24 protein-coding genes, 4 tRNA genes and 1 riboswitch are annotated in these 24,684 nt (G+C 60.8%); of the genes, 13 read left to right on the top strand and 15 right to left on the bottom strand.

Annotated elements, in window-relative coordinates; all coding sequences use genetic code 11:
- Nucleotides 1-32: 32 nt before the first annotated feature.
- The 7 genes from ACIOU9_RS01355 (at nucleotide 33) to asd (ending at nucleotide 6,682) form a co-directional block, all read left to right on the top strand.
- On the top strand, nucleotides 33-2,249 hold the full coding sequence (locus ACIOU9_RS01355) for an RNA degradosome polyphosphate kinase (RefSeq protein WP_105656878.1): 2,217 nt from the start codon (nucleotides 33-35) through the stop codon (nucleotides 2,247-2,249).
- Nucleotides 2,249-3,256 carry an NUDIX hydrolase gene (locus tag ACIOU9_RS01350; protein WP_133833611.1) on the top strand — a complete coding sequence of 336 codons (1,008 nt, stop codon included), beginning with the start codon at nucleotides 2,249-2,251 and terminating at the stop codon, nucleotides 3,254-3,256. Before ACIOU9_RS01355 ends, ACIOU9_RS01350 begins: the two co-directional genes overlap by 1 nt.
- 139 nt (nucleotides 3,257-3,395) lie before the next feature.
- Nucleotides 3,396-3,725 (top strand): GNAT family N-acetyltransferase, encoded by a 330-nt coding sequence (locus tag ACIOU9_RS01345; protein ID WP_105656880.1) that lies wholly within the window; start codon nucleotides 3,396-3,398, stop codon nucleotides 3,723-3,725.
- A 109-nt stretch (nucleotides 3,726-3,834) separates the two neighbouring features.
- On the top strand, nucleotides 3,835-4,644 hold the full coding sequence (locus tag ACIOU9_RS01340; RefSeq protein WP_105657074.1) for a thymidylate synthase: 810 nt from the start codon (nucleotides 3,835-3,837) through the stop codon (nucleotides 4,642-4,644).
- Nucleotides 4,641-5,216 (top strand): dihydrofolate reductase, encoded by a 576-nt coding sequence (locus ACIOU9_RS01335; protein WP_105656881.1) that lies wholly within the window; start codon nucleotides 4,641-4,643, stop codon nucleotides 5,214-5,216. The genes ACIOU9_RS01340 and ACIOU9_RS01335 overlap by 4 nt, the downstream gene beginning before the upstream one ends.
- 7 nt (nucleotides 5,217-5,223) lie before the next feature.
- Nucleotides 5,224-5,451, top strand: a complete 228-nt coding sequence (locus ACIOU9_RS01330; protein ID WP_105656882.1) for an NF038396 family protein — start codon at nucleotides 5,224-5,226, stop codon at nucleotides 5,449-5,451.
- A 112-nt stretch (nucleotides 5,452-5,563) separates the two neighbouring features.
- Nucleotides 5,564-6,682: an aspartate-semialdehyde dehydrogenase gene (gene asd / locus ACIOU9_RS01325; RefSeq protein ID WP_402695888.1), complete on the top strand. Its 1,119-nt coding sequence runs from the start codon at nucleotides 5,564-5,566 to the stop codon at nucleotides 6,680-6,682.
- An 81-nt stretch (nucleotides 6,683-6,763) separates the two neighbouring features.
- Here asd and ACIOU9_RS01320 read toward each other — a convergent pair whose 3' ends face one another.
- From ACIOU9_RS01320 to ACIOU9_RS01290, 7 genes are all read right to left on the bottom strand, one after another.
- A complete protein-coding gene (locus ACIOU9_RS01320) occupies nucleotides 6,764-7,285 on the bottom strand; it encodes a GNAT family N-acetyltransferase (RefSeq protein WP_133833609.1) in 522 nt (173 codons plus the stop codon).
- A gap of 46 nt (nucleotides 7,286-7,331) precedes the next feature.
- A complete protein-coding gene (locus ACIOU9_RS01315; RefSeq protein WP_133833608.1) occupies nucleotides 7,332-8,393 on the bottom strand; it encodes a UDP-N-acetylmuramate dehydrogenase in 1,062 nt (353 codons plus the stop codon).
- A gap of 52 nt (nucleotides 8,394-8,445) precedes the next feature.
- Nucleotides 8,446-9,645 (bottom strand): MFS transporter, encoded by a 1,200-nt coding sequence (locus ACIOU9_RS01310; RefSeq protein WP_105656886.1) that lies wholly within the window; start codon nucleotides 9,643-9,645, stop codon nucleotides 8,446-8,448.
- A 2-nt stretch (nucleotides 9,646-9,647) separates the two neighbouring features.
- Nucleotides 9,648-10,064 carry a MaoC family dehydratase gene (locus ACIOU9_RS01305; protein ID WP_105656887.1) on the bottom strand — a complete coding sequence of 139 codons (417 nt, stop codon included), beginning with the start codon at nucleotides 10,062-10,064 and terminating at the stop codon, nucleotides 9,648-9,650.
- 2 nt (nucleotides 10,065-10,066) lie between these two features.
- Nucleotides 10,067-10,513: a MaoC family dehydratase N-terminal domain-containing protein gene (locus tag ACIOU9_RS01300; protein WP_105656888.1), complete on the bottom strand. Its 447-nt coding sequence runs from the start codon at nucleotides 10,511-10,513 to the stop codon at nucleotides 10,067-10,069.
- A 101-nt stretch (nucleotides 10,514-10,614) separates the two neighbouring features.
- Nucleotides 10,615-10,890 carry a hypothetical protein gene (locus tag ACIOU9_RS01295; RefSeq protein ID WP_105656889.1) on the bottom strand — a complete coding sequence of 92 codons (276 nt, stop codon included), beginning with the start codon at nucleotides 10,888-10,890 and terminating at the stop codon, nucleotides 10,615-10,617.
- Between the two features lie 87 nt (nucleotides 10,891-10,977).
- Entirely contained in the window at nucleotides 10,978-11,919 is a 942-nt protein-coding gene (locus ACIOU9_RS01290; protein WP_332727213.1) for a DUF2797 domain-containing protein, read from the bottom strand.
- Nucleotides 11,920-12,160: 241 nt separating this feature from the next.
- Between ACIOU9_RS01290 and ACIOU9_RS01285 the strand changes: the two genes are divergently transcribed.
- On the top strand, nucleotides 12,161-12,937 hold the full coding sequence (locus tag ACIOU9_RS01285; RefSeq protein ID WP_286134123.1) for a GTP pyrophosphokinase family protein: 777 nt from the start codon (nucleotides 12,161-12,163) through the stop codon (nucleotides 12,935-12,937).
- An 82-nt stretch (nucleotides 12,938-13,019) separates the two neighbouring features.
- On the opposite strand, the gene ACIOU9_RS01280 is transcribed toward ACIOU9_RS01285, so the two are convergent.
- Nucleotides 13,020-13,096, bottom strand: a tRNA-Met gene (locus ACIOU9_RS01280).
- 47 nt (nucleotides 13,097-13,143) lie between these two features.
- Nucleotides 13,144-13,215: transfer RNA gene (locus tag ACIOU9_RS01275), tRNA-Thr, on the bottom strand.
- Between the two features lie 533 nt (nucleotides 13,216-13,748).
- Here ACIOU9_RS01275 and ACIOU9_RS01270 point away from each other — a divergent pair.
- Nucleotides 13,749-13,820 (top strand) — tRNA-Thr (locus tag ACIOU9_RS01270).
- A gap of 273 nt (nucleotides 13,821-14,093) precedes the next feature.
- Nucleotides 14,094-14,201, top strand: a riboswitch (TPP riboswitch).
- Nucleotides 14,198-15,940, top strand: coding sequence for a phosphomethylpyrimidine synthase ThiC (gene thiC, locus ACIOU9_RS01265; protein WP_332594905.1), 1,743 nt, complete (start codon nucleotides 14,198-14,200; stop codon nucleotides 15,938-15,940). Its footprint overlaps the riboswitch before it by 4 nt.
- 92 nt (nucleotides 15,941-16,032) lie before the next feature.
- Here thiC and ACIOU9_RS01260 read toward each other — a convergent pair whose 3' ends face one another.
- The gene (locus ACIOU9_RS01260; protein ID WP_388022972.1) at nucleotides 16,033-17,952 is read right to left on the bottom strand and encodes a DEAD/DEAH box helicase; all 1,920 of its coding nucleotides are present in this window, start codon (nucleotides 17,950-17,952) and stop codon (nucleotides 16,033-16,035) included.
- A 308-nt stretch (nucleotides 17,953-18,260) separates the two neighbouring features.
- Between ACIOU9_RS01260 and ACIOU9_RS01255 the strand changes: the two genes are divergently transcribed.
- The gene (locus tag ACIOU9_RS01255; RefSeq protein ID WP_133833604.1) at nucleotides 18,261-18,677 is read left to right on the top strand and encodes a hypothetical protein; all 417 of its coding nucleotides are present in this window, start codon (nucleotides 18,261-18,263) and stop codon (nucleotides 18,675-18,677) included.
- 88 nt (nucleotides 18,678-18,765) lie between these two features.
- Here ACIOU9_RS01255 and ACIOU9_RS01250 read toward each other — a convergent pair whose 3' ends face one another.
- The gene (locus ACIOU9_RS01250; protein ID WP_402695886.1) at nucleotides 18,766-19,923 is read right to left on the bottom strand and encodes a cystathionine gamma-synthase; all 1,158 of its coding nucleotides are present in this window, start codon (nucleotides 19,921-19,923) and stop codon (nucleotides 18,766-18,768) included.
- A 27-nt stretch (nucleotides 19,924-19,950) separates the two neighbouring features.
- Complete coding sequence (locus ACIOU9_RS01245) at nucleotides 19,951-21,315, bottom strand: pyridoxal-phosphate dependent enzyme (RefSeq protein WP_402695884.1); 1,365 nt, start codon at nucleotides 21,313-21,315, stop codon at nucleotides 19,951-19,953.
- Nucleotides 21,316-21,454: 139 nt separating this feature from the next.
- On the opposite strand from ACIOU9_RS01245, the gene ACIOU9_RS01240 reads away from it, so the two are divergent.
- Nucleotides 21,455-22,417, top strand: coding sequence for a DNA-3-methyladenine glycosylase (locus ACIOU9_RS01240; RefSeq protein WP_133833601.1), 963 nt, complete (start codon nucleotides 21,455-21,457; stop codon nucleotides 22,415-22,417).
- 24 nt (nucleotides 22,418-22,441) lie between these two features.
- Here ACIOU9_RS01240 and trxA read toward each other — a convergent pair whose 3' ends face one another.
- Nucleotides 22,442-22,816, bottom strand: coding sequence for a thioredoxin (gene trxA, locus ACIOU9_RS01235; RefSeq protein WP_105656896.1), 375 nt, complete (start codon nucleotides 22,814-22,816; stop codon nucleotides 22,442-22,444).
- Between the two features lie 141 nt (nucleotides 22,817-22,957).
- Nucleotides 22,958-23,039: transfer RNA gene (locus tag ACIOU9_RS01230), tRNA-Tyr, on the bottom strand.
- A gap of 182 nt (nucleotides 23,040-23,221) precedes the next feature.
- Here ACIOU9_RS01230 and ACIOU9_RS01225 point away from each other — a divergent pair.
- Nucleotides 23,222-23,710, top strand: a complete 489-nt coding sequence (locus tag ACIOU9_RS01225) for a YajQ family cyclic di-GMP-binding protein (RefSeq protein WP_105656897.1) — start codon at nucleotides 23,222-23,224, stop codon at nucleotides 23,708-23,710.
- Between the two features lie 165 nt (nucleotides 23,711-23,875).
- Here ACIOU9_RS01225 and ACIOU9_RS01220 read toward each other — a convergent pair whose 3' ends face one another.
- The gene (locus ACIOU9_RS01220; RefSeq protein WP_133833600.1) at nucleotides 23,876-24,472 is read right to left on the bottom strand and encodes a hypothetical protein; all 597 of its coding nucleotides are present in this window, start codon (nucleotides 24,470-24,472) and stop codon (nucleotides 23,876-23,878) included.
- Nucleotides 24,473-24,684: the final 212 nt, after the last annotated feature.

Raw genomic sequence — 24,684 nt, 5'->3', positions numbered from 1 at the left:
GTCCACTTGCAGGAAAGAAGTGAGTTCAGCCGATGAATAGCTACCCCAAGGAAACTGGTACTCAGCTACGTGATGTTCCTTCCTCGAAGGTCAATGAAGATCGTATAGAGCCAGCAGATTCGCTACCGGATCTGCATCCTGATGGCGGATTCAAAAATGAGCGTTTCCTTGACCGTGAGCTCAGCTGGCTGCATTTCAACGCCCGCGTTCTGGAGCTGGCCGAAGACACCGATCTGCCCTTGCTTGAACGGGTGAACTTCCTGTCCATCTTCGCCTCGAACCTTGATGAGTTCTTCATGGTTCGCGTTGCCGGGCTGAAGCGCCGCATCCACGCTGGACTGGCGGTGCCGGCGGCTAACGGAATGAACCCGGTAGACCAGTTGGAGTTGCTGCTATCCTCGGCCCACGCGCTGCAGACCCGCCATGCCAAAGTCTTCGCCGACTCGGTATACCCCGATTTGGCCGAGCAGGGTATCCGCATCACCACCTGGGAAGACCTCTCGGCATCCGAGCGTGACCTGCTTTCCAAGTGGTTCGTTTCCCAGGTATTCCCGGTACTCACTCCGCTGGCGGTTGACCCTGCTCACCCATTCCCGTACATCTCCGGGCTGTCGCTGAATCTGGCTGTGGTGGTCCGCAACCCGCTGACCGGCAAGGAACTCTTTGCCCGCTTGAAGGTGCCAGACACCATCGCCCGCCTGATCAGCATCGACGGCACCCGCGCGGCGCACTCTTCGTTGCGTACGGCCCGGTTCATCCCGCTCGAAGCACTTATTGCGGTGCACTTGGAGCTGTTGTTCCCGGGGATGGAAATCGTCGAGCACCACTTCTTCCGTGTCACCCGCAACGAGGACCTGGAAGTTGAAGAGGACGATGCAGAGAACCTGCTGCAGGCGCTGGAGAAGGAATTGCTGCGCCGCCGCTTCGGTCCTCCCGTTCGCCTGGAAGTCGCCAATGACATCAACCCTGAAATCATGGAGCTGCTCACCCGCGAGCTCGGTGTTGAAGAGGACGAGGTTTTCAAGCTTCCCACCCCATTGGACCTGCGCGGTTTGGGCGTTATCGCGTCGCTGGACCGTTCAGAGCTTCACTACACCAAGCATGTTGGCCATACCTCGAACTACCTGAACGAATCAGAAACTGCCAAAGCCGCCAATGTGTTCGCGGCCGTTCGGCGCCGCGACATCCTGCTTCACCATCCCTATGATTCCTTCTCCACCAGCGTGCAGGCCTTCCTGGAACAGGCCGCAGCTGATCCGAAGGTCATGGCCATCAAGCAGACCCTGTACCGCACCAGCGGCGACTCGCCCATCGTCGATGCGCTGATTGATGCGGCCGAAGCTGGCAAGCAGGTTCTGGCCCTGGTAGAAATCAAGGCCCGCTTCGACGAGCAGGCCAACATCTCTTGGGCGCGCAAGCTGGAACAGGCGGGCGTGCACGTGGTCTACGGCATCGTGGGCCTGAAAACCCACTCCAAGCTCTCCTTGGTGGTTCGCCGCGAAGGCGACAAGCTGCGCCGCTATTGCCACATCGGCACCGGCAACTACCACCCGCGCACCGCGCGGTATTACGAAGACTTCGGCCTGCTCACCTGCGACGACGAAGTTGGCGAGGATATCTCCAAGCTGTTCAATCAGCTTTCGGGCTACGCCCCGCGCTCGACCTACAACCGCCTGCTGGTTGCTCCGCGCTCGGTACGCACCGGCTTGCTGGCGCATATCGAGAAGGAGATAGTCAACGCCGCGGCCGGCAAGCCGGCAAAGGTCGTCATCAAGGTCAATTCCATCGTGGATGAAGCCATCATCGATGCGCTGTACCGGGCCAGCCAGGCAAGGGTCAAGGTGGAAGTCATCGTTCGCGGCATCTGCGCCCTGCGCCCGGGAGTGCCGGGACTGAGCGAGAACATCGAAGTACGTTCCATCTTGGGCCGGTTCCTTGAGCACAGCCGCGTGTTCATGTTTGAAAACGGCGGAGATCCACTGGTGTACATCGGCTCCGCCGACATGATGCACCGCAACCTGGATCGTCGCGTGGAAGCCCTGGTCTCGCTGCGCAACCAGGAGGACATTGATCGCATGATCACCCTGCTGGCCCGCTACATGGACGACAAGACCGCTTCGTGGCACCTGAACTCCGATGGCGACTGGATTCGCCATTACCAGGACGAGGATGGCAAGGCGCTCTCGGACGTCCAATTCTGGTTAGTTGAAGAACATGCCCGCCGACGAAACAGTGGACGTAATAGCTAGTGACCGAACCAGAGCTGCGCGATACCCGCACCAGGGCTCGTGACATCATCCGTTCTGCAGATGCCGAGGAAATCCGCCTTGGCGAATACGACATCGTGGCCGCCGGGGCAATCCCCTGGCGCGTGAAGGACGGCAAACTCCAAGTTCTCCTGATCCACCGCCCAAAGTACGATGACTGGTCCTGGCCCAAGGGCAAACTGGATCAGGGTGAATCCATCGCCGAGTGTGCGCTGCGCGAGGTCCGCGAGGAAATCGGGTTGCGCATCACCTTGGGCATCCCGCTTTCAGCCACCGCCTACTCCGTGGGCCAGAAAACCAAGGTTGTCTACTATTGGGCAGCCAAGACCGATGCGCAGACGGTAATTGAGCCTGATGGCGCGGAATGCGACGAGGCTCTTTGGACCAGTCCCAAGAAGGCTGCCAAAATGCTGTCCATTGCCACGGACAACCAGCCGCTGTCCGATCTGCTCCTGGCCTATGAAGCCGGCGTGCTCGATACGCACCCGGTGCTCATTGTCCGCCATGCCAAGGCCAAGCCTCGTGGCAACTGGACTCGTGCCGAAGGAGACCGCCCGCTGGCGGCGACGGGGCGACGCCAGGCGCAGGCAGTTTCCCGGATGCTCGAAGCATGGAAGCCGATGCACGTGGCCTCTTCCCCGTGGATGCGGTGCGTCCAGACGATCACTCCCTATGCCGCCTTGCACGCCTTGAAGCTCAAGAGCATTAAAGCCCTGACCGAACATGCGGCGACACGCAATCCGGAGCGGGCACGCAAGGCCGTGCAGAAACTCTTCGACAAGTACCGTTCCCAGGTGATTTGCACCCATCGCCCGGTGCTGCCCTTCGTGCTGGAGGTTCTTGCCCAGAACTCCACTGACGAACTGGCCATGGCCCTGCCGGACCAGGATCCCTATTTGGAACCGGGGTCCCTGATCGTTGCGCAGCAGGTCCAATCCGGCAGCCCGCGAATTGTCTCCTTTGAGATTCATACGCCGTACCACGATTAGCCTGATGCGGCTGAAGCCCGGCATTGCATGCCGGGCTTCAGTGTTCTCTCAGGGCGTGGCACCAGCCGTTGCATCTGCCTCCGATTAGGGATAAGACTATGAATAGGAGACACGTCACAGCCAAGAATGAGGTAATGCCATGACTGCCCAGCAACCGAACCAGCCAGTCGAGAAGATTGTGCACCATGGACTGCGTTTGGATCACGATGCCAGCCGCGGCCGCTATTCGCTGTGGCACGGTTCCACTTTTGTCGGTTTCCTCGGCTACTACGAAGAAGATGGCATCGCCACCATCCAGCACACCATAGTCAATGAGGAATTCGGCCGTCGCGGATACGCTCGCGCGCTGGTGACCTTGGTTCTGGACAAGTTCCGCGACAAGGGGCTGAAGATCATTCCGGAGTGCAGCTACGTCCAGGACTACCTGCGCCGCTACCCGGAGTATAACGACATGGTGGCTGCGAGCTAGGCACGAGTGCGAGCAGCATCATCAATGCGCTTAGTTCCAGGAGCTTTCCGTTTGATCTAAACTGGGACGTGTGAATATGCCAGCGCCGACCACCAGCACGACAGGTAAGATGACGACTCCAATCGCAACCCCTTATGAAGATCTGCTTCGAGACGTGCTGGAGAACGGCGCCTCCAAGGAAGACCGCACCGGAACTGGAACGCTGTCGGTATTCGGCCGCCAGATCCGCTTCGATCTGAAGGATTCTTTCCCGCTGGTCACCACCAAACGCGTGCACTTCAAATCCGTGGCAGCAGAACTCTTGTGGTTCCTGCGCGGCGAATCCAATGTGAAGTGGCTGCAGGACCAGGGCGTGCGCATCTGGAATGAATGGGCTGACGAAGCCGGCGAACTCGGACCGGTCTATGGTGTCCAGTGGCGCAGCTGGCCAACTCCCGATGGCGGCCACATTGACCAGATCTCCCAGCTGGTTGACTCGCTGCGGAACAATCCGGACTCCCGCCGCCACATCGTCTCGGCGTGGAATGTCGCAGAGATCCAGAATATGGCGTTGCCTCCATGCCACGTGTTCTTCCAGTTCTACGTGGCCGAGGGCAAGCTCTCCTGCCAGCTCTACCAGCGCAGTGCAGACATGTTCCTGGGCGTACCGTTCAACATCGCTTCCTACGCACTGCTCACGCGCATGCTTGCCCACCAGCTCGATCTGGAGCCAGGCGAGTTCATCTGGACTGGTGGCGACGTGCATATCTACACCAACCACTTGGAACAGGTCAAGGAGCAGCTCTCCCGCGATCCTTACCCATACCCGACGCTCAGCTTCAATTCCAAGCCCGAGTCGATCTTCGACTACACGCTGGAAGATTTCAGCATCAACGACTACCAGCACCACCCGACGATCAAGGGAGCCGTAGCGGTATGACTCCCAAGCCTCGCCACGCACACGACGTTGAACCGCTGGTTGGCGCCATTTGGGCCCAAGCCGAGAACGGCATTATTGGCGCTGACGGCGCCATGCCATGGCACGTTCCCGAGGACCTGGCCCATTTCAAGCGCACGACCGCTGGCCATCCAGTGATCATGGGTCGTGCCACATGGAATTCCTTCCCGGCGAAGTTCCGTCCATTGCCAGGACGCACCAACATCGTGCTGACCACGCAGGCTGATGCCCACGCGCAGCTGCGCAAGGATGGCGCACTCCCCGTCTCCAGCTTGGAAGAAGCCATCGCGTTGGCACAGCGCAGCGCCGGCGGCGAAGAAGTATGGATCATTGGCGGCGGAAAGGTCTATGCCCAGGCACTGGCGCTGCTGGACGTCGCGGTGATTACCAAGCTCGATGCCTCCCCTGCTGGAGATACCTCCGCACCGAAGCTCACCGCTGGCTTCGCTCTGGGCGCATCCGATCCGTCCCTAGATTCGGAAGCTGCCCACTGGCACACTTCCTCCACCGGTACCCGCTACCGCTTTGAAACCTGGCTTCGTCAAAAGGATTAGAACGACCATGAAAAAATACATCGGAGAGCTCAAGCAGCACCCCGAAGCACTCTTCATTCTCGGATACATGCTCTTCCCGCTGCTGGCCTTGGTGGTGGCCGTACTCGGCTTCTTCATGGTTCTCGGCGGCCACAAGGTATTCGGCCTGATCATGCTGCTGGTCCCGACGCAGATCTTTATCTTCTCCGCCATGTGGGCGATCAAGAACCGCAAGCTGCTGCTTGAGGAAAAGTAAAACTTTCGCTGCACCGAGTCACACCTGAACCCTGCTGGGGCTTGGGTGTGATTCTGCTTTAACTGGTGTAACGAACCGGGCTCTGCCGGATAAACGCCCCTACCATGGATACATGACTTCATCTGTTGGTTTTGTAGGTTACCGAGGCATGGTTGGTTCCGTGCTGATGCAGCGCATGCTCGACGAGGGCGATTTCGCCCAGATTGACCCGGTATTTTTCTCGACTTCCAATGCCGGCGGCAACGCCCCGGCATTCGCTGAGGGTGCTGGGCCGCTGCAGGACGCGTTCGATATTGAAACGCTGTCCAAGTTGCCGATCATCGTCACTGCCCAGGGCGGGGACTACACGACCAAGGTCCACACCGAGCTTCGCAAGTCCGGCTGGGACGGCCTGTGGATCGATGCGGCGTCCTCGCTGCGCATGAATGATGATTCGGTCATCGTTTTGGACCCGGTCAACCGAGCCGTGATCGATGAATCCCTGGCCTCTGGCGTCAAGGACTACATCGGCGGCAACTGCACCGTCTCGTGCATGCTCATGGGCTTGGGCGGGCTATTCAAGAACAACTTAGTCGAGTGGGGCACCGCGATGACCTACCAGGCCGCTTCCGGCGGCGGCGCACGCCATATGCGCGAACTGCTCACCCAGTTCGGCGACATCAATGCGTCGGTGGGCAGCGAGTTGGCTGATCCAGCCAGCGCCATCCTGGAAATCGACCGCAAGGTCCTGGAAACCCAGCGCGGAAACCTGGATGCCGCGCAATTCGGCGTACCACTGGGCGGCTCGCTGATCCCATGGATCGACGCTGATTTGGGCAACGGCCAGTCCCGCGAAGAGTGGAAGGCAGGCGTTGAGACCAACAAGATCCTGCAGACCCCCGGCGACAAGCAGATCATCATGGACGGCCTGTGCGTCCGCATCGGTGCCATGCGCTCGCACTCGCAGGCACTGACGCTGAAGCTGAAGGAAGACCTGCCGGTCTCCGAAATCGAGTCGCTGCTCTCAGCAGACAACCAGTGGGCCAAGGTCGTTCCCAACGAGAAGGAAGCCACCATGGACGAGCTGACTCCGGTCGCGGCGTCCGGTACCTTGGATATCCCGGTCGGCCGTATCCGCAAGCTGGAAATGGGTCCTGAGTACATCTCGGCCTTTACCGTTGGAGACCAGCTGCTGTGGGGCGCTGCCGAGCCGCTGCGCCGCATGCTCGCTATCGCCCAGGGCCGCCTCTAGGCACCTCCGAGGCAAAGCCATGGCCAAGCCCAGAACAGAAATTTCTGTTCTGGGCTTGGCCATTTCCCCTGCGGATGAGCTCTAGTGGGCCCACTCATCCCGGAGTACTGAATAGATCAGCTGGTCATGCCACGCACCGGCGCGCCACTGCGCTTGGCGGATGACACCCTCGCGGGTGAACCCCAGCTTCTCCAGGCACTTTTGCTCAGCCGCATTTTCTGCGGCTGTCGTAGCCTGGATCCGATGACGGGGGTAGTGGGTGAACAAGTAGTCGACGAGCATCTTCTGCGCCTGCGTGCCATGGCCCTGGCCGCGGTACTGGGCAAAGATGCCGATAGCGACTTCCCAGCAGGCCGAGGTGTTGGCCCGGCCCCACGACGAAACGGTGAACCAATCGACTTTGCCGATTACCTGCTCCCCCAAGCAGACCGCCAGCGCGCCATCGGCGTTGCCGATCAACTGGTCCTGGCCGACACGGGCGCGCAGCTTGTTCGTATCCCAGAAGCCGAACCACTGGGCTTCACCGGCGCCCTGCACGGATTGGAAGTTCGCTTCCAGCAGGTCGATATCCTCCAGCGCGAGCTTTCGCAATGACAAGTGCACCCTTGTTTTCCTCCCGTGTTCCGGCGATGGCTGGCATGCTGCTCGCTTAGAGAGCTAGGCCGATCAGCAGCGGCTCATTGACCAGTTCAATGCCAAAACGCTGCTGCACGCCGGCACGAACTGCCCGCGCAATGGCCACAATGTCCTGGGCGGTGGCTTCCCCGCGGTTGGTGATGGCCAGTGTGTGCTTGGTGGACAGGGACGCTCGGCCGCCAGCGAGCGCGAACCCCTCGGTCCCCTCCAAGCCGTAGCCCTTGCCGAAACCGGCCTGGTCGATGAGCCACGCGGCGGACAGCTTGAGGAAGCCAGCTTGTTCCGCCGGGTAGCTCGGAGCGTTCTCGGGAAGCTTGCCCATGACGCTGGATTCAACGATGGGGTTGGTGAAGAAGGAACCCGTGGAGTGCGAGTCGGCATCCCTGGCATCAAAGACCATCCCCTTGGAACGACGCAAGTCCAGAACGGTCTGGCGCACTTCGAGCGCGTCGGCGCGTTCGCCAGCTTCAACTCCGAGCCGGCGGGCCAGCTCTGCATAGCGGATAGGAGCCGATTCATTTTCACGGGTCAGCAGGAAGGCCACTTCCAGGACCACGTAGCGTGGGGATCCGTTGGTGCTCGTGCGCTTGATGACCGAATCGCGGTAGGCGAAACCAAGCTCGGAGTTATCCAGCTTGAGTACCTGGTTGCTCTGGCGGTCGTAGGCACGCACCCACGCCAGGGTCTGGGAAATGTCTGCCCCGTAGGCCCCGACGTTCTGCACCGGAGTGGCACCGGTGCACCCGGGGATGCCCGAGAGCGCTTCCAGTCCGCTCAGGCCCTCAGCCAGGCTGTATTCAACGGTCGTGTCCCAGTTCTCGCCGGCGGCAGCGCGCAGCAGCACCTTGCCATTAGGCTGCTCGTCCAGGTGCAGTCCGCGGGTGGCGATCTGCACTGCGACGCCCGGGTACCCCTCGTCGGAGATCACCAGGTTGGAACCCCCGCCAATGAGCAGAACGTCGTGCCCTGCGGTGTCTGCTGCCGCAACGGCTTGAGCCAGTTCAGCTTCGCTGGTAGCGGTCACCAATTGCTGGGCTGGCCCACCAACGTGGGTCGTGGTCAGATTCTTCAGCATTGCTTCAGTTTACTTTCCGTATGGGAACGAATAGGTGCGGCCGGCCGGCGTTCTACGCTTTGCCTGCGCCGCCGGTACGGTTTCCGGCGGCATTAGAGGACAAGCAGAAGGCCACGACCACCAGGATGGAAATGGAACCCAAAGCAGGGAGCAGGCCGATGACTTCAGCCAGCAGTCCCAAAAGCGGCGGGCCACCGAGGAAGGCGCCGTAGCCGATGGTGGACACTACCGAGACGCGGGTCGCGGCATGAACAGGATCATCCGATGCCGCGCTCATGGCCAGCGGGAAGGTCAGGGCCACTCCCATGCCCCAGATGGCCAAGGCCACGAAGGCCAGCGGCAGGTTGTTGCCAAAGGCGAAGAGCAGTACCCCGACCAGGGCGCTGATGGCGCTGGCCCGGATCATGACGACGCGGCCCAGGCGCAAGATCAGATCGCCGGACAGCAGCCGGGTCAGGGTCATGGCGGTAACGAAGACGCCGTAGCCGATGGCTCCCACGCCTTCCTTCGTGTGGTATCCATCCACCAGTGCCATGGCCACCCAGTCGCCGGCTGCGCCTTCAGCCAGGGCCATGCCCAGAACCAGAACGCCCAAGAGGACGGTCTGCGGTTCGGTCCAGGCCTTCTTCAGCGAGGTCCCGCTGCTGGTGCGCGGGGTCCGGCTGTAGTCTTCTCCGTAGAATCGGGCACTGTAGAGCACGGTGAAGACGATAACCAGGCCCATGAAGCCGTAGTGGTACTGCAACGGGATCTGCAGTCGGGCACCTAGCGCACCAGCGCCGGCACCGATCACGGTGCCGATGGAGAAGAAACCGTGCAGGGCGGGCATGATGCTCTTGCCCAAGGCGCGTTCCATGGCCGCGCCTTGGACATTGGAGGCGACATTCCATGATGCGGTCCCCAGGCCCTGGGCGAAGAGGAAGATGCCGCAGATCAGGGCGCTGCCAAAGATTCCTGCGCCCACGCCTACAAGAATGAGTGAACAGCCGGCTATTGTCGCGGCGATGCGCATGACGCGGGTGGCCCCAAGGCGCAGAACCAGTTGTCCTGAGACCGAGACGGACAGGAAGGATCCTGCACTCATGCACAGCAGCAGCAGTCCAACGCTGGCGTGGTCCAGCTGCAGGGCATCACGCACTGCGGGCAAGCGCGAAACCAGGGCCGAGATCAGCAGGCCGCTGGCCAGGTAGGCGGCCATCAGCGCGTTGCGCCACTGGGTTACAGGCCTCTGCGCTTCACCGGGAAGTTGCATGCCTAGAGCTGCACCACGGCTTGGCACTTGAGCAGTACCTTGCTGTCATGGGCCGAGACTGCCAGATCGATGCGGGCGGTGCGGGCTTCGGAGTCCAAGGCACCGACCTTGCCCTCCACCGAAATGGTGGTACCTTCGGGATCTTCGACGACTACCGGCTTGGTGAAGCGGGTCTGGTAGTCGATGATGGCCCCCGGGTTGCCGACCCACTGGGAGACCAGGTCGATGACCGATCCCATGGTGAACATGCCGTGGGCAATCACCGATGGCAGTTCCACTTCCTTGGCGAAGCGCTCATTCCAGTGAATCGGGTTGAAGTCGCCCGAGGCACCTGCATAGCGGACGAGGTCCGCGCGGTTGACCTGCACCGTGTGCGATCCAATGACCTGGCCCTTTTCGAGGCTTTCGAATTCAATCATGCTTAGTCCTCAGCTCGTACCAGTAGCGATGAAACGGTGGTTGCGATCTTCTCGCCAGCCACGGTGGTTATTTCCGCGCGGGTGGTGATCATGGCACCGGCACCCATTTCACGGACCTGGTCCACGTAGAGCTCGGCAAGCAGTTCATCGCCGGCAACGATTGGACGGTGATGGGTGAAGCGCTGGTCGGCGTGCACCACGCGGGAGAAGTCGATGCCACTGGCCGGGTCGGCAATCAGCTGCGCGTCAGCGCGCTGGGCGATGATGATCGCGAAGGTCGGAGGGGCAACGACATCGCTATAGCCCAGCTCGCGAGCGGCCTGCACATCGTAGTGCGCCTGGTTGGCGGCCTTGGTGGCCTTGGCGAATTCGCGGATCTTTTCGCGGCCTACCTGGTAGGACTCGCCGGCAGGGTAGATGCGCCCTACCAGGTCGGGGTTGATGCCCATGGATTCTCCTGAACGTTGTTGGAAGTGGCCAGGCGAGGCTGCCGCCGGATACGGGACCCGGGCGCAGCCAAGCGGTCACACGGTGGAATTCTTGCGGAGCCCTAGTCCTGCCCGTCCGCCGGGCGCTTCTTGGCTCGAGGGGCCGCCAGGCCATTGGCAATGCGCCACTGGCGCGCATCCCTGGCGCGGACAACCAGTCCGGCGATGTGGCAGAGCATGCCGATGACCATGATGCCGATTGCTGTGTAGACCGTTGGCAGCGATGGAATGTTGGCGCCGATGATGGCCAAGATGATGCCTGCGCCCATGATGCCCATGGCAGCGAAGACGAGCTTCTTATAGCGTGGTGAGGCTGATTCCCAAGGAGTGTTGGTCATGGTTCAAGTCTAGTTCAGCTCCGGCTGTGTCCGCTCATTGTGGCCGGGGCATTTCCCCGTGACTCCCCCGACAACGCTGGGCCTGATTCAGAACAGGGCGGATTGCTCTTCCCTGAAATCTGCGCAGTTCTCCACGATGGCGACCTCGCGGGTCTTCAACTCGGCGGCATCCAGCAGGCGCACGGTGGTGCCTTCGCCGCTGTCTGCGAGGATGCTTTGCCCCAGCACGCCGCGGATGCGCAGATTCACGGTGTTCCCGCCCAGCGCGGTATTCCAGGCATGCAGCGCATGGGTATCCCAGGCGTCTACTACCGGGCGGGCGAAGGCCGGTTGTTCCCACAGCTCGTCGCGCAGCTGCACGCCGTAGGTTTCCAAGCCCCGCTGGGCGCCAAGGAAGGACCGGGCCCGGCTTGCCGCTTCGGAGTTGATCTGGTCCAGCTGGGCGTAGTCCAGTTCCCAGCTGGCCAGTCCCTTGATCTTGGACTTCTGCCGGACTTGCTGGCTCAGGCCCACGTGTTCAGTGACAAGGTCTTCGAGCACTCGAATAGCGGCTCCATCAGCGGCGCGGGCAATATAGCGGGCAATGACCGCTCCCTGCTGCGCCAAGCGAGTCCATTTGCTCTGGGTTGAGGTGGTACCGACTTTGGTCGCCCCATGGGCGAAGCTTGCGACATACAAGAAGTGCGGCTGCTCCAGGTACTTGCGCATGCCTTCCGGGGCTTCGCCGGTCTTGTGGAAATGATGCATGAACTTCGAATGATCCAGCCGGCGGCAGCGTTCGCACTGGGTTCCGGTACGCAGCGCTTTGTTCTTCGGGCAAGGCAAGGTGTTGCGAGAGCCATCGCTGTTCATCGTGATGTAGCCCAGGCAGAATTTCAGTTCGCCGATGCGCAAGCTTAGGGAACGGTTGGCTTCCAGATATTCGGTGCTCCATTTTTCCGCTTGCCTAAGCCGGAGCATGGGGGCGCGTTCATGCTCTGAGAAGCTGATGCCGTGGCAGAGCTGCCGGTGGTCGCTGGCGAATTCCATCGATGCCTTCCTCGAAGTTACCTCTTCAACGATAGTTCACCGGACATGGCTAGCTCCTGCAAGGCAGGTTGGCCGGCGCCTGCAGCCCGAAAGTTTGCTGGACGAATTCCCGATTCGTTCTGGCCTAATTCCTAGGAGAAGCCCTTAGGCTGGAACTGCACCGGAACCGTACCGCGGGCCGGGCCATAATCTGCTGAGGTGATCCAGGATTTCTGTCCCATTTGATGACAAGACTCGTGCAGTGGCCATCGCAGCTGCCGAGACCGCCCCTTCGCCGGCCGAGCTGCAGCGATTGACGCAGGCTTTCCGCCATGATTTCCAGCGTTTCATGATGGAGTACCAGTTTGCGGTGGACGAGGTGCTGACCAAGGTCTCGATCTTGCGTGAAGAGTTCTTGTATTTGCACAATTACAATCCAATTGAGCACGTCACTTCCCGGGTGAAAACTCCGGAGAGCATCATGCGCAAGGTCTCCCGCCGGAACATCTCCCCGTCCCTGCCTGCCATTCGCGAGAACATCAGCGACATTGCCGGCGTGCGCATTACCTGCAGTTTCGTCAAGGACATCTACAAGGTTCTGAACACGCTAACCTCGCAGAATGACCTGAAGGTCCTCCAAATCAAGGACTACATCAAGAACCCGAAGCCCAACGGCTATAAAAGTGTCCATGCGATCGTGCAGATCCCGGTCTACTTATCCGATGGCCCGGTCGATGTCGTGGTGGAGCTGCAGATCCGTACCATTGCCCAGGATTTCTGGGCAAGCCTGGAACATAAGATCTTCTACAAGTACGAGGGCGAAGTTCCAGAACATCTAGTGCAAGAGCTTGCCGACGCGGCGGCCATGGCGACGAAACTCGACATGCAGATGCAGCGCTTGCATACCGAAGTCCACGGCCATGATGCCAATCAGGCACCGAGCCAAGAGGCGGATTTCGATACGACAGCGATCCAGGGGCTGCTGTCGCTGGCTCAGCAAGCCAAGGACGGGAACCAGGAGAAGGACTTGGATCACTAGCCGTTCATGCCCTCGAAGGACAATGCTGCTTCGGGGCCGGAAACCAAAAAAGATCCTCGGCCGAGGCCGAGGATCTTTGATTTGGTAGCGGCGCCGGGACTCGATCCCGGGACCTCACGATTATGAGTCGTGCGCTCTAACCAGCTGAGCTACGCCGCCACAAGTGAGAAGCAATCCAGTAGAAGCCAAGAATGCTTCTCACTCAGAGCCCCCTGCCGGAATCGATCCGGCGACCTCGTTCTTACCAAGAACGCGCTCTACCACTGAGCTAAGGGGGCAACGAGTAAATACTCTACACGGATTTCCCGGCAAAGAAAAATCGGCGGATCACCCCGGAAAAGACCAGGAGAATTCTGTAAAACCACTAGTCAATGGCTATTTATCCTCTTACTCGCTACCCCGGGGACGAAGGGTGGGACAAAAAGTGCCCTGGTGACGATGCTCACGAGAGTGCTCCTCGCGGTCAATCGGGGATTTGCCATGACGCGCAGGATAGAATCCCGCGGATCATCCCCGGTGGCCAAGCATCGAATTACCCCGCTTGGAACTTCGGAACGCTGACACCCTTTCCCACTCCAGAACCCCTGACCGAGCGGCACTTGGGCAACACCCGATCCACCTAGGCGCCCAGGCACGGCTCCGGTGCCCGGCAGCTGGATCCCGGGCCGTGAACCGGGGTGCTGGAAACCGCCAGGAAGGCAACAGCTCCTTGCCGCCCATTCCGGTCTTGAGTAGGAATATTGTGACCTCAGCAACAAATTCCCGACGGATTTTGCAAACCTCAAAAACCTGTGTAAAGTATTTACCTGTTGCCCCCTTAGCTCAGTGGTAGAGCGCGTTCTTGGTAAGAACGAGGTCGCCGGATCGATTCCGGCAGGGGGCTCGAAATAAGAGAGGCAATCTGGTTCCAGATTGCCTCTCTTTTCGTTTATCCCGCAGATGCCGTGTAGCCACTGCGAGCATGGCCCAAGGCGCACCCCAAGCTGCAGCACCGGCTATCGGCCGCGTCTTGCGCCCCGGATTCCAGGTGCCCCCGGCAAGAGTCTCCGGCCAATGAAAAGCATCCTGGCCCGCCACAGCCGGCCCTTCCCACTTCCTTGATGTCAGGCCCTGACCACTGGGTTTGCGTTTTCTCCTCGCAAGCGTGCTAAGTTGTTCGCGACCACACGGGTGCCCTGGCAAGGGCTGAGATCGGGCTATCGCCGTCCGCGACCGTTGAACCTGTCCGGGTAATGCCGGCGAAGGAAGTGAGTTTCCCCAGTGGAACAAATTGAACAGCACCCTGCCCACACCCTTGCCTACCGTGAATCTGCGGGAATTTCTGTTCCCGTCACGCAGATCCAATTGGCAGACTCCCCCAATGGACAGCCCAACGAGCCGCTGGCGGTATATCGCACCAGCGGACCGGGAAGCGAGCCCACCCAAGGCCTGCAACCCTTCCGCGAGCGGTGGATCCTGGAACGCGGGGACGTGGAAACCTATGCAGGCCGCGAACGCAACCTGCACGACGACGGACGCTCAGCGGTCCGCCGCGGCACGGCCAGCGCGGAATGGGCCGGACGCTCAGCCCCGCCACTGCGGGCCGTTGGCGGAGCCCGCGTGACGCAGATGCACTATGCGCGTGCCGGGATCATCACCCCGGAAATGCGCTATGTGGCCCTGCGCGAGGAATGCGATGTCGAGCTGGTGCGCAGCGAGCTCGCGGCCGGGCGAGCCATCATCCCGGCGAACATCAACCACCCGGAATCCGAGCCGATGATCATCGGCAAGGCGTTCCTGGTCAAGATCAATGCGAATATCGGCAACTCGGCGGTGACCAGCTCCATCGCAGAAGAAGTCTCCAAGCTCCAGTGGGCGGCCAAATGGGGCGCGGACACGGTAATGGACCTGTCCACCGGAGATGACATCCACACCACCCGCGAGTGGATCATCCGCAACTCCCCGGTCCCCATCGGCACCGTGCCGATCTACCAGGCGTTGGAGAAGGTCAACGGCGAAGCCAACGAACTGACCTGGGAGATCTTCCGCGACACCGTCATTGAGCAGTGCGAGCAGGGCGTGGACTACATGACCATCCACGCCGGGGTGCTGCTGCGCTACATCCCGCTGACCGCCAACCGGGTCACCGGCATGGTCTCGCGTGGCGGGTCCATCATGGCCGGCTGGTGCTTGGCGCACCACCAGGAGAATTTCCTGTACACCCACTTCGATCAGCTGTGCGAGATCTTCGCGCAGTACGACGTGGCCTTCTCGCTGGGCGACGGGCTGCGCCCGGGCTCCATCGCAGATGCGAACGACGCCGCCCAGTTCGCCGAGCTGGACACCCTGGCCGAGCTGACCAAGCGCGCCTGGAAGTACGATGTGCAGGTGATGGTCGAAGGCCCGGGGCATATCCCGTTCCATCTGGTGCGCGAGAATGTGGAACGCCAGCAGCAGCTGTGCGACGGGGCGCCGTTCTATACCCTGGGCCCGCTGGTCACCGACATCGCCCCGGGCTACGACCACATCACCAGCGCCATTGGCGCCACGGAGATCGCACGGTACGGGACCGCGATGCTCTGCTACGTCACCCCCAAGGAGCATCTGGGACTGCCCAACCGGGATGATGTGAAGACCGGGGTGATCACCTACAAGATCGCTGCGCACGCCGCCGATCTGGCCAAGGGCCACCCGGGTGCCACAGCGCGGGATGATGCGCTGAGCAAGGCGCGCTTCGAATTCCGCTGGAATGACCAGTTCGCGTTGTCCCTTGACCCGGTCACCGCACAGGAATTCCATGATGAGACCTTGCCGGCCGAGCCGGCCAAGACCGCCCACTTCTGCTCCATGTGCGGGCCGAAGTTCTGCTCCATGCGCATCTCCCAGGATATCCGCGACGAGTACGGCTCGGCCGAGGCGCAGGCCGCATTGGCCGGGATGGCGCAGAAAAGCAGGCAGTTCCTTGAAAGCGGCGGCACGGTCTATCTCGGGGACGGGATCCCGGTGGGAACTCCTGCTCCGTAAATAGCCTGCGGCGCACGAAAAACGCCCTTGGGGCAAGCTTTCGGCTTGCCCCAAGGGCGTTATTCAATGCTGTTCAGCTGCGTGCGACTGGCTTAGTAGTCGCGACGTCCACCGCTACGGCCCGAATCGCTGAAGCGATCCTTGCCGCCGCGTCCGCCGCCACCGAAACCGCCACGTCCGCCACTGCGTCCGCCACCGAAACCGCCACGTCCGCCGCTGCGTCCGCCGCCGAAGCCGCCACCACGGCCGCCACGGAAGCCACCGCGGTCGCCTTCGTCGTCGCGACGTGGGCTGCGGCCATTGTCGAGCTCAAGCTCGATGGCCTCGCCGCCGATGCGGGTCTTGGACAGTGCACGCCACTGGTCCTTGCTCAGCTCTGCTGGCAACTCGACCAGGGTGTGGTCCGAACGGATCTCGATGCCGCCGATTTCCGAAGAATCGAAGCCACCCTCGTTGGCCAGTGCGCCAACGATCGAGCCCGGCTGCACGCGGTTGCGGCGGCCAACGGCCAGACGGTACATGGCGTTGCCCTCGGCAGCGGTCTTGCGGGCACGTGGACCGCGATCGCCACGGTCACCGCGGTCGCCACGCTCGCCGCGCTCTGGGCGATCCATGCGCGCCTTCTTCGAAGGGGACATGACTGGTTCGGTCATCAGCAGCGGGCGGCCGCCCTGGGCCATCAGAGCCAGTGCAGCTGCGATTTCCAGCTGGTCCAGGTCTTCGTGCTCGGAAGCGAACTTCTCCACGATTTCGCGGAAGGTGGTCAAGTCCTGGCCGCTGATGGTCTTATCGATGCGATCAGTGAACTTCTGGATACGACGGTCGTTGACCGAATCCAGCGAAGGCAGCTGCATCTGGGTCACCGGCTGGCGGGTAGCCTTCTCGATGGCACGCAGCAAGTACTTCTCGCGCGGGGTCATGAACAGGATCGCGTCGCCCGAGCGGCCGGCACGGCCGGTACGGCCAATGCGGTGCACGTAGGACTCGGTGTCATGCGGGATGTCGAAGTTGATAACGTGCGAAATGCGCTCAACGTCCAAACCACGAGCTGCCACGTCGGTAGCAACCAGGATGTCGATCTTGCCCGAGCGCAGGTTCTCAACGGTGCGCTCACGCTGCTGCTGAGGGATGTCGCCGTTGATGGCAGCCGCGGTGAAGCCGCGGGCCTTCAGCTTGTCGGCCAGGTCCTCGGTAGCCATCTTGGTGCGGACGAAGGTGATAACGCCTTCGAACGACTCGGATTCCAGGATGCGGGTCATGGCGTCCAGCTTGTGGGCGCCCATGACCTGCAGGTAGCGCTGGGTGATGTTGGTGCCGGTGGACTGCTTGGACTTCACGGCAACTTCCTGCGGGTTGCGCAGGTATTCCGAAGCGATGCGGCGGATGGTGCGTGGCATGGTTGCCGAGAACAGGGCAACCTGCTTGTCCTCTGGGGTAGCTTCCAAGATCTTGTCGACCTCCTCGGCGAAGCCCATGCGCAGCATTTCGTCGGCCTCATCAAGGACAACGTACTGCAGGTTCGACAGGTCCAAGGAACCCTTGTTGATGTGGTCGATAACGCGACCTGGGGTACCAACGACTACCTGGGCGCCACGGCGCAAGCCGTTGAGCTGCGGGCCGTATGGCGAGCCGCCGTACACTGGCAGAACGGTGAAGTTCGGCAGGTACTTGGCGTAGGAAGTGAAGGCTTCGGCGACCTGGAGGGCCAGCTCGCGGGTTGGAGCCAGAACCAGGATCTGCGGGGTCTTGGCTGGACCATTGGTGTCAGCCAGCTCTGCCATGCGGGACAGGGCAGGAAGCGCGAAAGCAGCGGTCTTGCCGGTACCGGTCTGGGCCAGGCCGACAACGTCGCGGCCTTCGAGAAGCAGTGGAATGGTCGCTGCCTGGATTGGCGATGGCTTTTCGTAGCCAAGGTCGGCAAGCGATGCAAGCACGCGGGCATCCAGGCCAAGTTCGGAGAAGAGCACGGTTGGCTCTTCCGGGGTCTGGTTGTCGTCGGTGTTTACGGGCATGTCAGAAGACACGAAGAATTACCTCATTCGTTAGGGGATAGGCCTTGGCCGTCCCCAAAGAAACGACGTATAGGCTGCACAGTCAGATACAAGTCACGCTCATCAAGCGCTCCCCTATGACATAAAGACCCGCACACACTTTGCGGAAAATACAACACGAGAAGGCTCCGGCCTCAAAAATTGGGCTGGATGCGAGAGGGATACCCTGATGTTCGCGAACACTTAATGCTAGCTTGAACAGGCCACTATTGTCAGTGTCGAGAGCGTGTGAGATCGGGCACCGCACCGAAGCACGTAGGGTTGAGAACGTGAAGAAACCACTTTTTCCGCGACGTCCAGATGAGCCCACCCCAGGCGGATTGTTCATCGCCCAAATGCTATGGCTCCTAGCCGGAGTGCTTTTTCTCGGCTTCGGAGGCTTCCTGGCTTACGAGCATATCCAGGATTCCGCGCTGGATTTCGGAGCCATTGCGCTGATGATCTTTTTCGCCGCTGCCGGCCTTGCCTGCTGTGTGCTGGGTTACCGCTTATTCACCGGAGATCGGGCCGCGCGCGCCCAGCTGTCCTGGTTGGGCCTGATTACCGCGCTGCCGCTGTTGCTGCGATTCGGCCGCTATTCGCTGTTGGCGGCCATCATCATGTTCAGCGTGGCCCTGATGTGGATGCCAGCGAGCAACAGGTATTTCAAGATCGTCGACCCCAAACCGGCCAAGCGCCGCCGGTAGCCGACCCGGAACTTCGTTCAAAGCACCAAGGACCTGGGTTCCGTTGCCCTTTGCGGGCAGCGGAACCCAGGTCCTTTGCGCTTGGTTCTCACAGGTTGGCGAAGGCCTTCTCCAGATCTTCAATCAAATCCGCAGGGTCCTCGATGCCAACGGACAGGCGCAACAGGTTCACCGGAACCGCCAGCTCGGTACCCTTCACCGAAGCGTGGGTCATCTCCGACGGGTAGTTCATCAGCGATTCGATGCCGCCCAGGGATTCTGCCAAGGTGAAAAGCTTGGTGCTCTCGGCAATCTTGCGGGCCGCCGATTCTCCGCCGGTGAACTGGACGGACACCATGCCGCCGAAGCCTGACATCTGCTTCTTGGCAATCTCGTGGCCCGGGTGGTCTTCGAAGCCCGGGTAGAGCACGCGCTCGACTTCGCTGCGCTCACGCAGCCACCCGGCAACCTGTGCGGCGTTCTCCGAGTGGGCGCGCATGCGAACGCCCAGGGTCTTCAGGCCGCGGGTGGTCAAGAAGGCGTCCATCGGGCCCGAGACGGCACCCACAGCGAACTGGATGAAGCCGATCTTTTCTGCCAGCTGCGCATCCTTGACGATCACCGCACCGCCCACCACATCGGAGTGGCCGCCGATGTACTTGGTGGTCGAGTGGACCACGATGTCAGCACCCAGGGTCAGCGGCTGCTGCAGGAATGGGCTGGCGAAGGTGTTGTCCACGACCAGCAATGCGCCGGCAGCATGGGCGATTTCAGCGACCTTGGCGATGTCGGTGATGGTCATCATCGGGTTCGAAGGGGTCTCAACCCACACCAGCTTGGCCTTGTTCTTTTCGATAGCGGCAGCCAGCGCTGCTTCATCAGCCATGTTCACCGGGGTGTTGCCGATGCCCCAGTCGCCCAGCACGCGGTCAATCAGGCGGAAGGTTCCACCGTAGGCGTCGTTGCCCAGCACAATGTGATCGCCCGGACGCAGGATCGCACGGATCAGCGAATCCTCGGCGGCCAGGCCGGAGCTGAAGGAGAAGGCGTGGGTGCCGAATTCTGCGCCGGCCAGCTGCGCCTGCAGCGCGTCGCGGGTCGGGTTGGTGCCGCGGCCGTACTCGTATCCGTGGCGCAGGCCGCCAATGCCGTCCTGCGCGTAGGTCGAGGAGAAGTGCAGCGGCGGAACTACCGCGCCGGTGACCGGTTCGAATTCCTGGCCCGCATGGACAAAGCGGGTGTTTGCTCCCTGGTGGTTTTCAGTCATCGATATCAATCCTTTGAGGTGTTGTCTCTAGCGGGTGGAGTAGGCCAAGAGATCGGCTGCGGTAGCCGCGGCGATCACTTCGCCGCCCTTGGTCAGCAGTACGGCCGGGTGGCTCTTGAGCAGTTCCTGTGCATGTTCCGGGGTGTCTGCGGTGCCGATGAATGGCTTGGCCAAGTCGCCCAGGTCTGCCAGCGTACTGGTTGGTTCTGCGCCAGCCAGCAGTGCGTCGGTGATGTCCCCCGCGCCAATGACACCGCGGATCTCGCCGATACGCGCTGGCAGCGGCGAGGTCGACACGACCAATGCGTCATCGCCCTGCTCGCGCAGTGCCTTGGCCGCTTCGGCCAGGGTGGTATCCAAAGCCACCGTGGTGGTGCCCTGCTTGGCAAGTGCCGCGCCGATGAAGTCCAAGGCGGAGTATTCATCGGTGGTGAAGCCCTGGTCCAGCATCCACTGGTCGTTGAAGATCTTGGCCAGGTAGCCGCGGCCGCCATCCGGGGCGATCACGACAACTATGTCGTCTTCGCCCAGGTCCTTGGCTGCACGCAGCGCGGCGACCACTGCCATGCCCGAAGAACCGCCCAGCAGCAGGCCTTCTTCCTTGGCCAACCGGCGGGTCATTTCAAAAGCCTCAGCGTCGGTGACTGGTTCCACGGCATCCGGCACGGATGGGTCGTAGTTCCCTGGCCACATATCTTCACCGACGCCCTCGACGAAGTATGGGCGTCCGGTGCCACCGGAGTAGACCGAGCCATCCGGGTCAGCGGCAATGATCATGACCGGGCCCGAGGCGCGGCCGGCGGAAACCTGCTTGAGGTAGCGTCCGGTGCCGGTGATGGTGCCGCCGGTTCCTGCGCTGATGACCGCATGGGTCAGCTTGCCGTCGGTGTCGTTCCAGAGTTCCGGTCCGGTGGTTTCGAAGTGGCTGTCGGGTGCTGCCGGGTTGGAGAACTGGTCGGGCTTGTAGGCGCCGTCGATCTCGGTAACCAGGCGGTCCGATACGCCGTAGTAGGACTGAGGGGAATCCGGGGCCACCGCGGTTGGGGTGACTACTACCTTGGCACCGTAGGCGCGCAGTACGTCGCGCTTTTCCTCGCCGACCTTATCCGGGGTGACGAAGATGGTGTTGTAGCCCTTGAGCTGGCCCACCATGGCCAAGCCGACACCGGTGTTGCCGCTGGTTGGTTCCACGATGGTTCCGCCGGGCTTGAGCTGGCCGGATTCTTCGGCGCGCTCGACAATCTTCAATGCGATGCGGTCCTTGATGGAACCACCCGGATTCAAGTATTCAAGCTTCACCAATACAGTGGCTTTGATCCCCTCGGTGACTCGATTGAGCTTCACCAAAGGGGTATTGCCGATCAGATCTAGGACTGTGGACGCATACTTCATGTCAAGAACTTTACCGGCGGTTGTCATACATGTCGTTCCGGCACGTAGCGAAACGTCACGCAGTGGACGGGCACTTTTCATCAGTGCTAGGCAAGCCTGCCGCCAGCTACTGCAGGCACGAGGCTATAGGATGCGATTCATGGAGAAGCCGTTGAGCGCCGATTACGATCCGCACCGCCCCGTGTCCTTGCTCAAGACTTTGGGAATCCTGCGCCGGGGACTGGGAGATCCGACCATCCGCCTGTCCCGGAGCGAAGCATGGCTGGCCTTTGGAACACCGTTCGGAGATGCCACGCTGCAAATCAGCAAGCCCGCACCCACCGCCCCGGCAACGTTTCGAGCATGGGGTCCCGGAGCCCACTGGGCCATCGGCTCAGCTCCGAACCTTCTAGGGGCGCTCGATGACTGGAGCGATTTCGACGCGAGGATCAAAGAAGGGCAGTTCCCCGAAATTATCGCGCGCACCCGCTCGTTGCATCCGGACTTCGTTCTGCCCAGCACCGGCAGGATCTTTGAGCACGCCGCCGGGGCGATCTTGGAACAGCGGGTGACCGGTATTGAAGCGAATTATGCCTGGCGCTGGCTGATCCGCCACCTGGGACAGCGGGCTCCGGGTCCGGCTCCCGAGGGCCTGATGATTTTCCCCGGACCGCAAAAGGTAGCCTCGATGAGGCGCTGGGACTGGCAAAAGGCGCGCGTTGAAGGACAGCGGGCTAACACCATGGCACGCCTGCTGCAGGTTGCCGGCAGTTTGCAGTGGTGGGCAGAGAAGCCAATGGACCATGCACGGCCCACCGCCAAGGCTCCGGGCACCTTGGAAGCCGCCTTGGGTTCGGTGCCGGGCATTGGTCCCTGGACAATTGCCGAAACCCTGCAGCGCTCCCACGGATCCAGTGACCATATTTCGGTGGGAGATTTCCATCTGGCTGATTTCGTGGGCCAGGTGCTTACCGGTTCCCGAATCAGCGATGGGCAGATGCTGGAGCTATTGGCGCCATACGCCCCGCACCGTCAACGCGTAGTGCGCTTGCTGGTGCTTTCGGGGCAGAAAAAACAAAGCTTCGGGCCCCGTTACGCACCGCTGGATCACCGGCGGAGGTAAGGAGCCCGAAGCCTCAAATGGTTCTTAGGAATCAGCCTGCGCGGCTTCCTCGGCGATCTGCTTGTGCACTTCGCTCATGTCAATGCCCTTGACCGCGGTGACGAGATCTTCGAGCTGGGTCTGGTTCAACGCACCAGCCTGCGAGAACACGAGGACCTGTTCGCGGAACGCCATGATGGTAGGAATCGAGGTCACGTTAGCTGCACGTGCCAGGCCCTGCTCAGCTTCGGTATCCACCTTGGCAAAAACGACGTCGCTGAACTTGTCCGAGGTCTGGTCGTAAACCGGTGCAAACTGCTTGCACGGCCCGCACCAGTCAGCCCAGAAGTCCACGAGGACGATGTCGTTGTCTTCAATCAACTTCGCGAAGTCGTCTTCGCTCACATTTTTCGTTGCCATGGTTATACGGTAGCCGATCCTTATTTGAAATACGTAGAAAGGTGATCTTGTTCGGAACCGGGAATAGGAAAGATCCGGGTTGCCGTGCATTCCTTCCGCATGCAAAAAACTCCCGGATCCTGGGATCCGGGAGTTATTTTGTGGCAGATACTGGATTCGAACCAGTGAAGGCGTTGCCAGCTGATTTACAGTCAGCCCCCTTTGGCCACTCGGGTAATCTGCCGAGTACGTTCGCTTCAAGAACATTTGCTCTTGTCGGAACGAGAAATAACTCTACAGGAGTTTTTCGATGTTGTGAAATCGAGAGGGGCATTTTTGCTGTAAGCCTGATCACACCCCAAATCCAGGGGGTAAAACCGGTAGGCTATGAAGCGAATCAGACCCGTTTCAACTAGGAGTATTCACATGGCTAGTGATTCCACATTCGACGTCGTAAGCAAGGTTGATAGCCAGGAAGTCGCCAACGCGATGAACCAGGCCCAGAAGGAAATTGCCCAGCGCTACGACTTCAAGGGCGTTGGCGCTGAAGTTGATTTCAGCGGCGAGAAGATCCTGATGAAGGCCAACTCGGAAGAGCGCGTCAACGCAGTACTGGATGTTTTCCAGTCCAAGCTGGTCAAGCGCGGCATTTCCCTAAAGTCTTTGGATGCCGGCGAGCCATTTGCATCCGGCAAGGAATACCGCATCGAGGCAAGCATCAAGGAGGGCATTGCCCAGGATGTCGCCAAGAAGATCAACAAGCTGATTCGCGATGAGGCGCCTAAGGGCATCAAGTCAACCATTCAGGGTGACGAGCTGCGCGTCTCTTCCAAGTCCCGCGATGACCTGCAGGCCACCATGGCTCTGCTGCGCGACTTCGAAGAAGCGGATCTGCAGTTCGTGAACTTCCGCTAGGACTGACCCAGCGTTAGAAATCGCGTGATACACAGCGAGGGCTGTTTCCCATTCATCATGGGAAGCAGCCCTCGCTGCTATTCTGCGAGGGCTGTTTCCCATTCATCATGGGAAGCAGCCCTCGCTGCTATTCTGCGCACCACTGGAGCATGGACCCGGGAAGGATCAGCGCTCATCCTCGTCGCGTTTCTGCTTCTTCAGCCACTTTGCTTCTTCGCGGGCCTTCTTCGCGTAGTACTGTTCACGAGTCCTTTCCCTGGCCCGCCGCTTGATATCAGCAACATCATCAGCGAAGTGGTCCTTGGTCATGGCTTTGAATTCATGGAACTTCGCGGCCATTTCTTCCGGCGAAGGGCCCGGCACCCATGGTTTGATCCAGAGGATCTCAGCGGCGTTGCATGCGGCAACGAGCACTGTCACAAAACTGCTGTCACGCAATGAGCTGGTAACCGCATAGGACGCAGCAAAGCTGACCATGATGGACACCACGAATGGAAGGACGACGTACAGCACTCCCCCGGGGTTGGGACGGCGTTCTTTCAGGACAATCGGTCGAACGATGATGGCGCCGAGGATTTCCGAGAGGAGATACGAGATCGCCAGCGCGATAGCGAATGTGCCGAAAGCAGTGTCGAGGGCAATCCATGATGAGCAAATCCAGGCCACAAGCAGGCAAGCCAATCCTTTGACCGTTCCGGTGGCCAGTTGACCGGCTATGGCATCCCCAAGCCTGGGCAGAAGTGCCGCGTCGTCGTCTCGCATCCTTGCTCCTTGCTCCTTGCTCCTTGCTCCTTGCTCCTTGCTCCTTGCTCCATCATCAGACGGCAGAGAGTCTTCTCTTCGGTGCCGCTACGATCAGCCTATCTTTGCTTGACTAGGACAGACAAAGATCTTCGCCTCATCCTTTAGTAGGAGGGTAGATAACTAACAGTTCAACGGGAAAGGCCCGAAACAAGCTAAAGGCCGCATCTCCA

Source organism: Glutamicibacter sp. NPDC087583 (genome assembly GCF_044743685.1).
Classification (GTDB): Bacteria; Actinomycetota; Actinomycetes; order Actinomycetales; family Micrococcaceae; genus Glutamicibacter.
The sequence above is the reverse complement of the archived record's forward strand: the minus strand, read 5'-3'. Positions and strand labels throughout refer to the sequence as shown.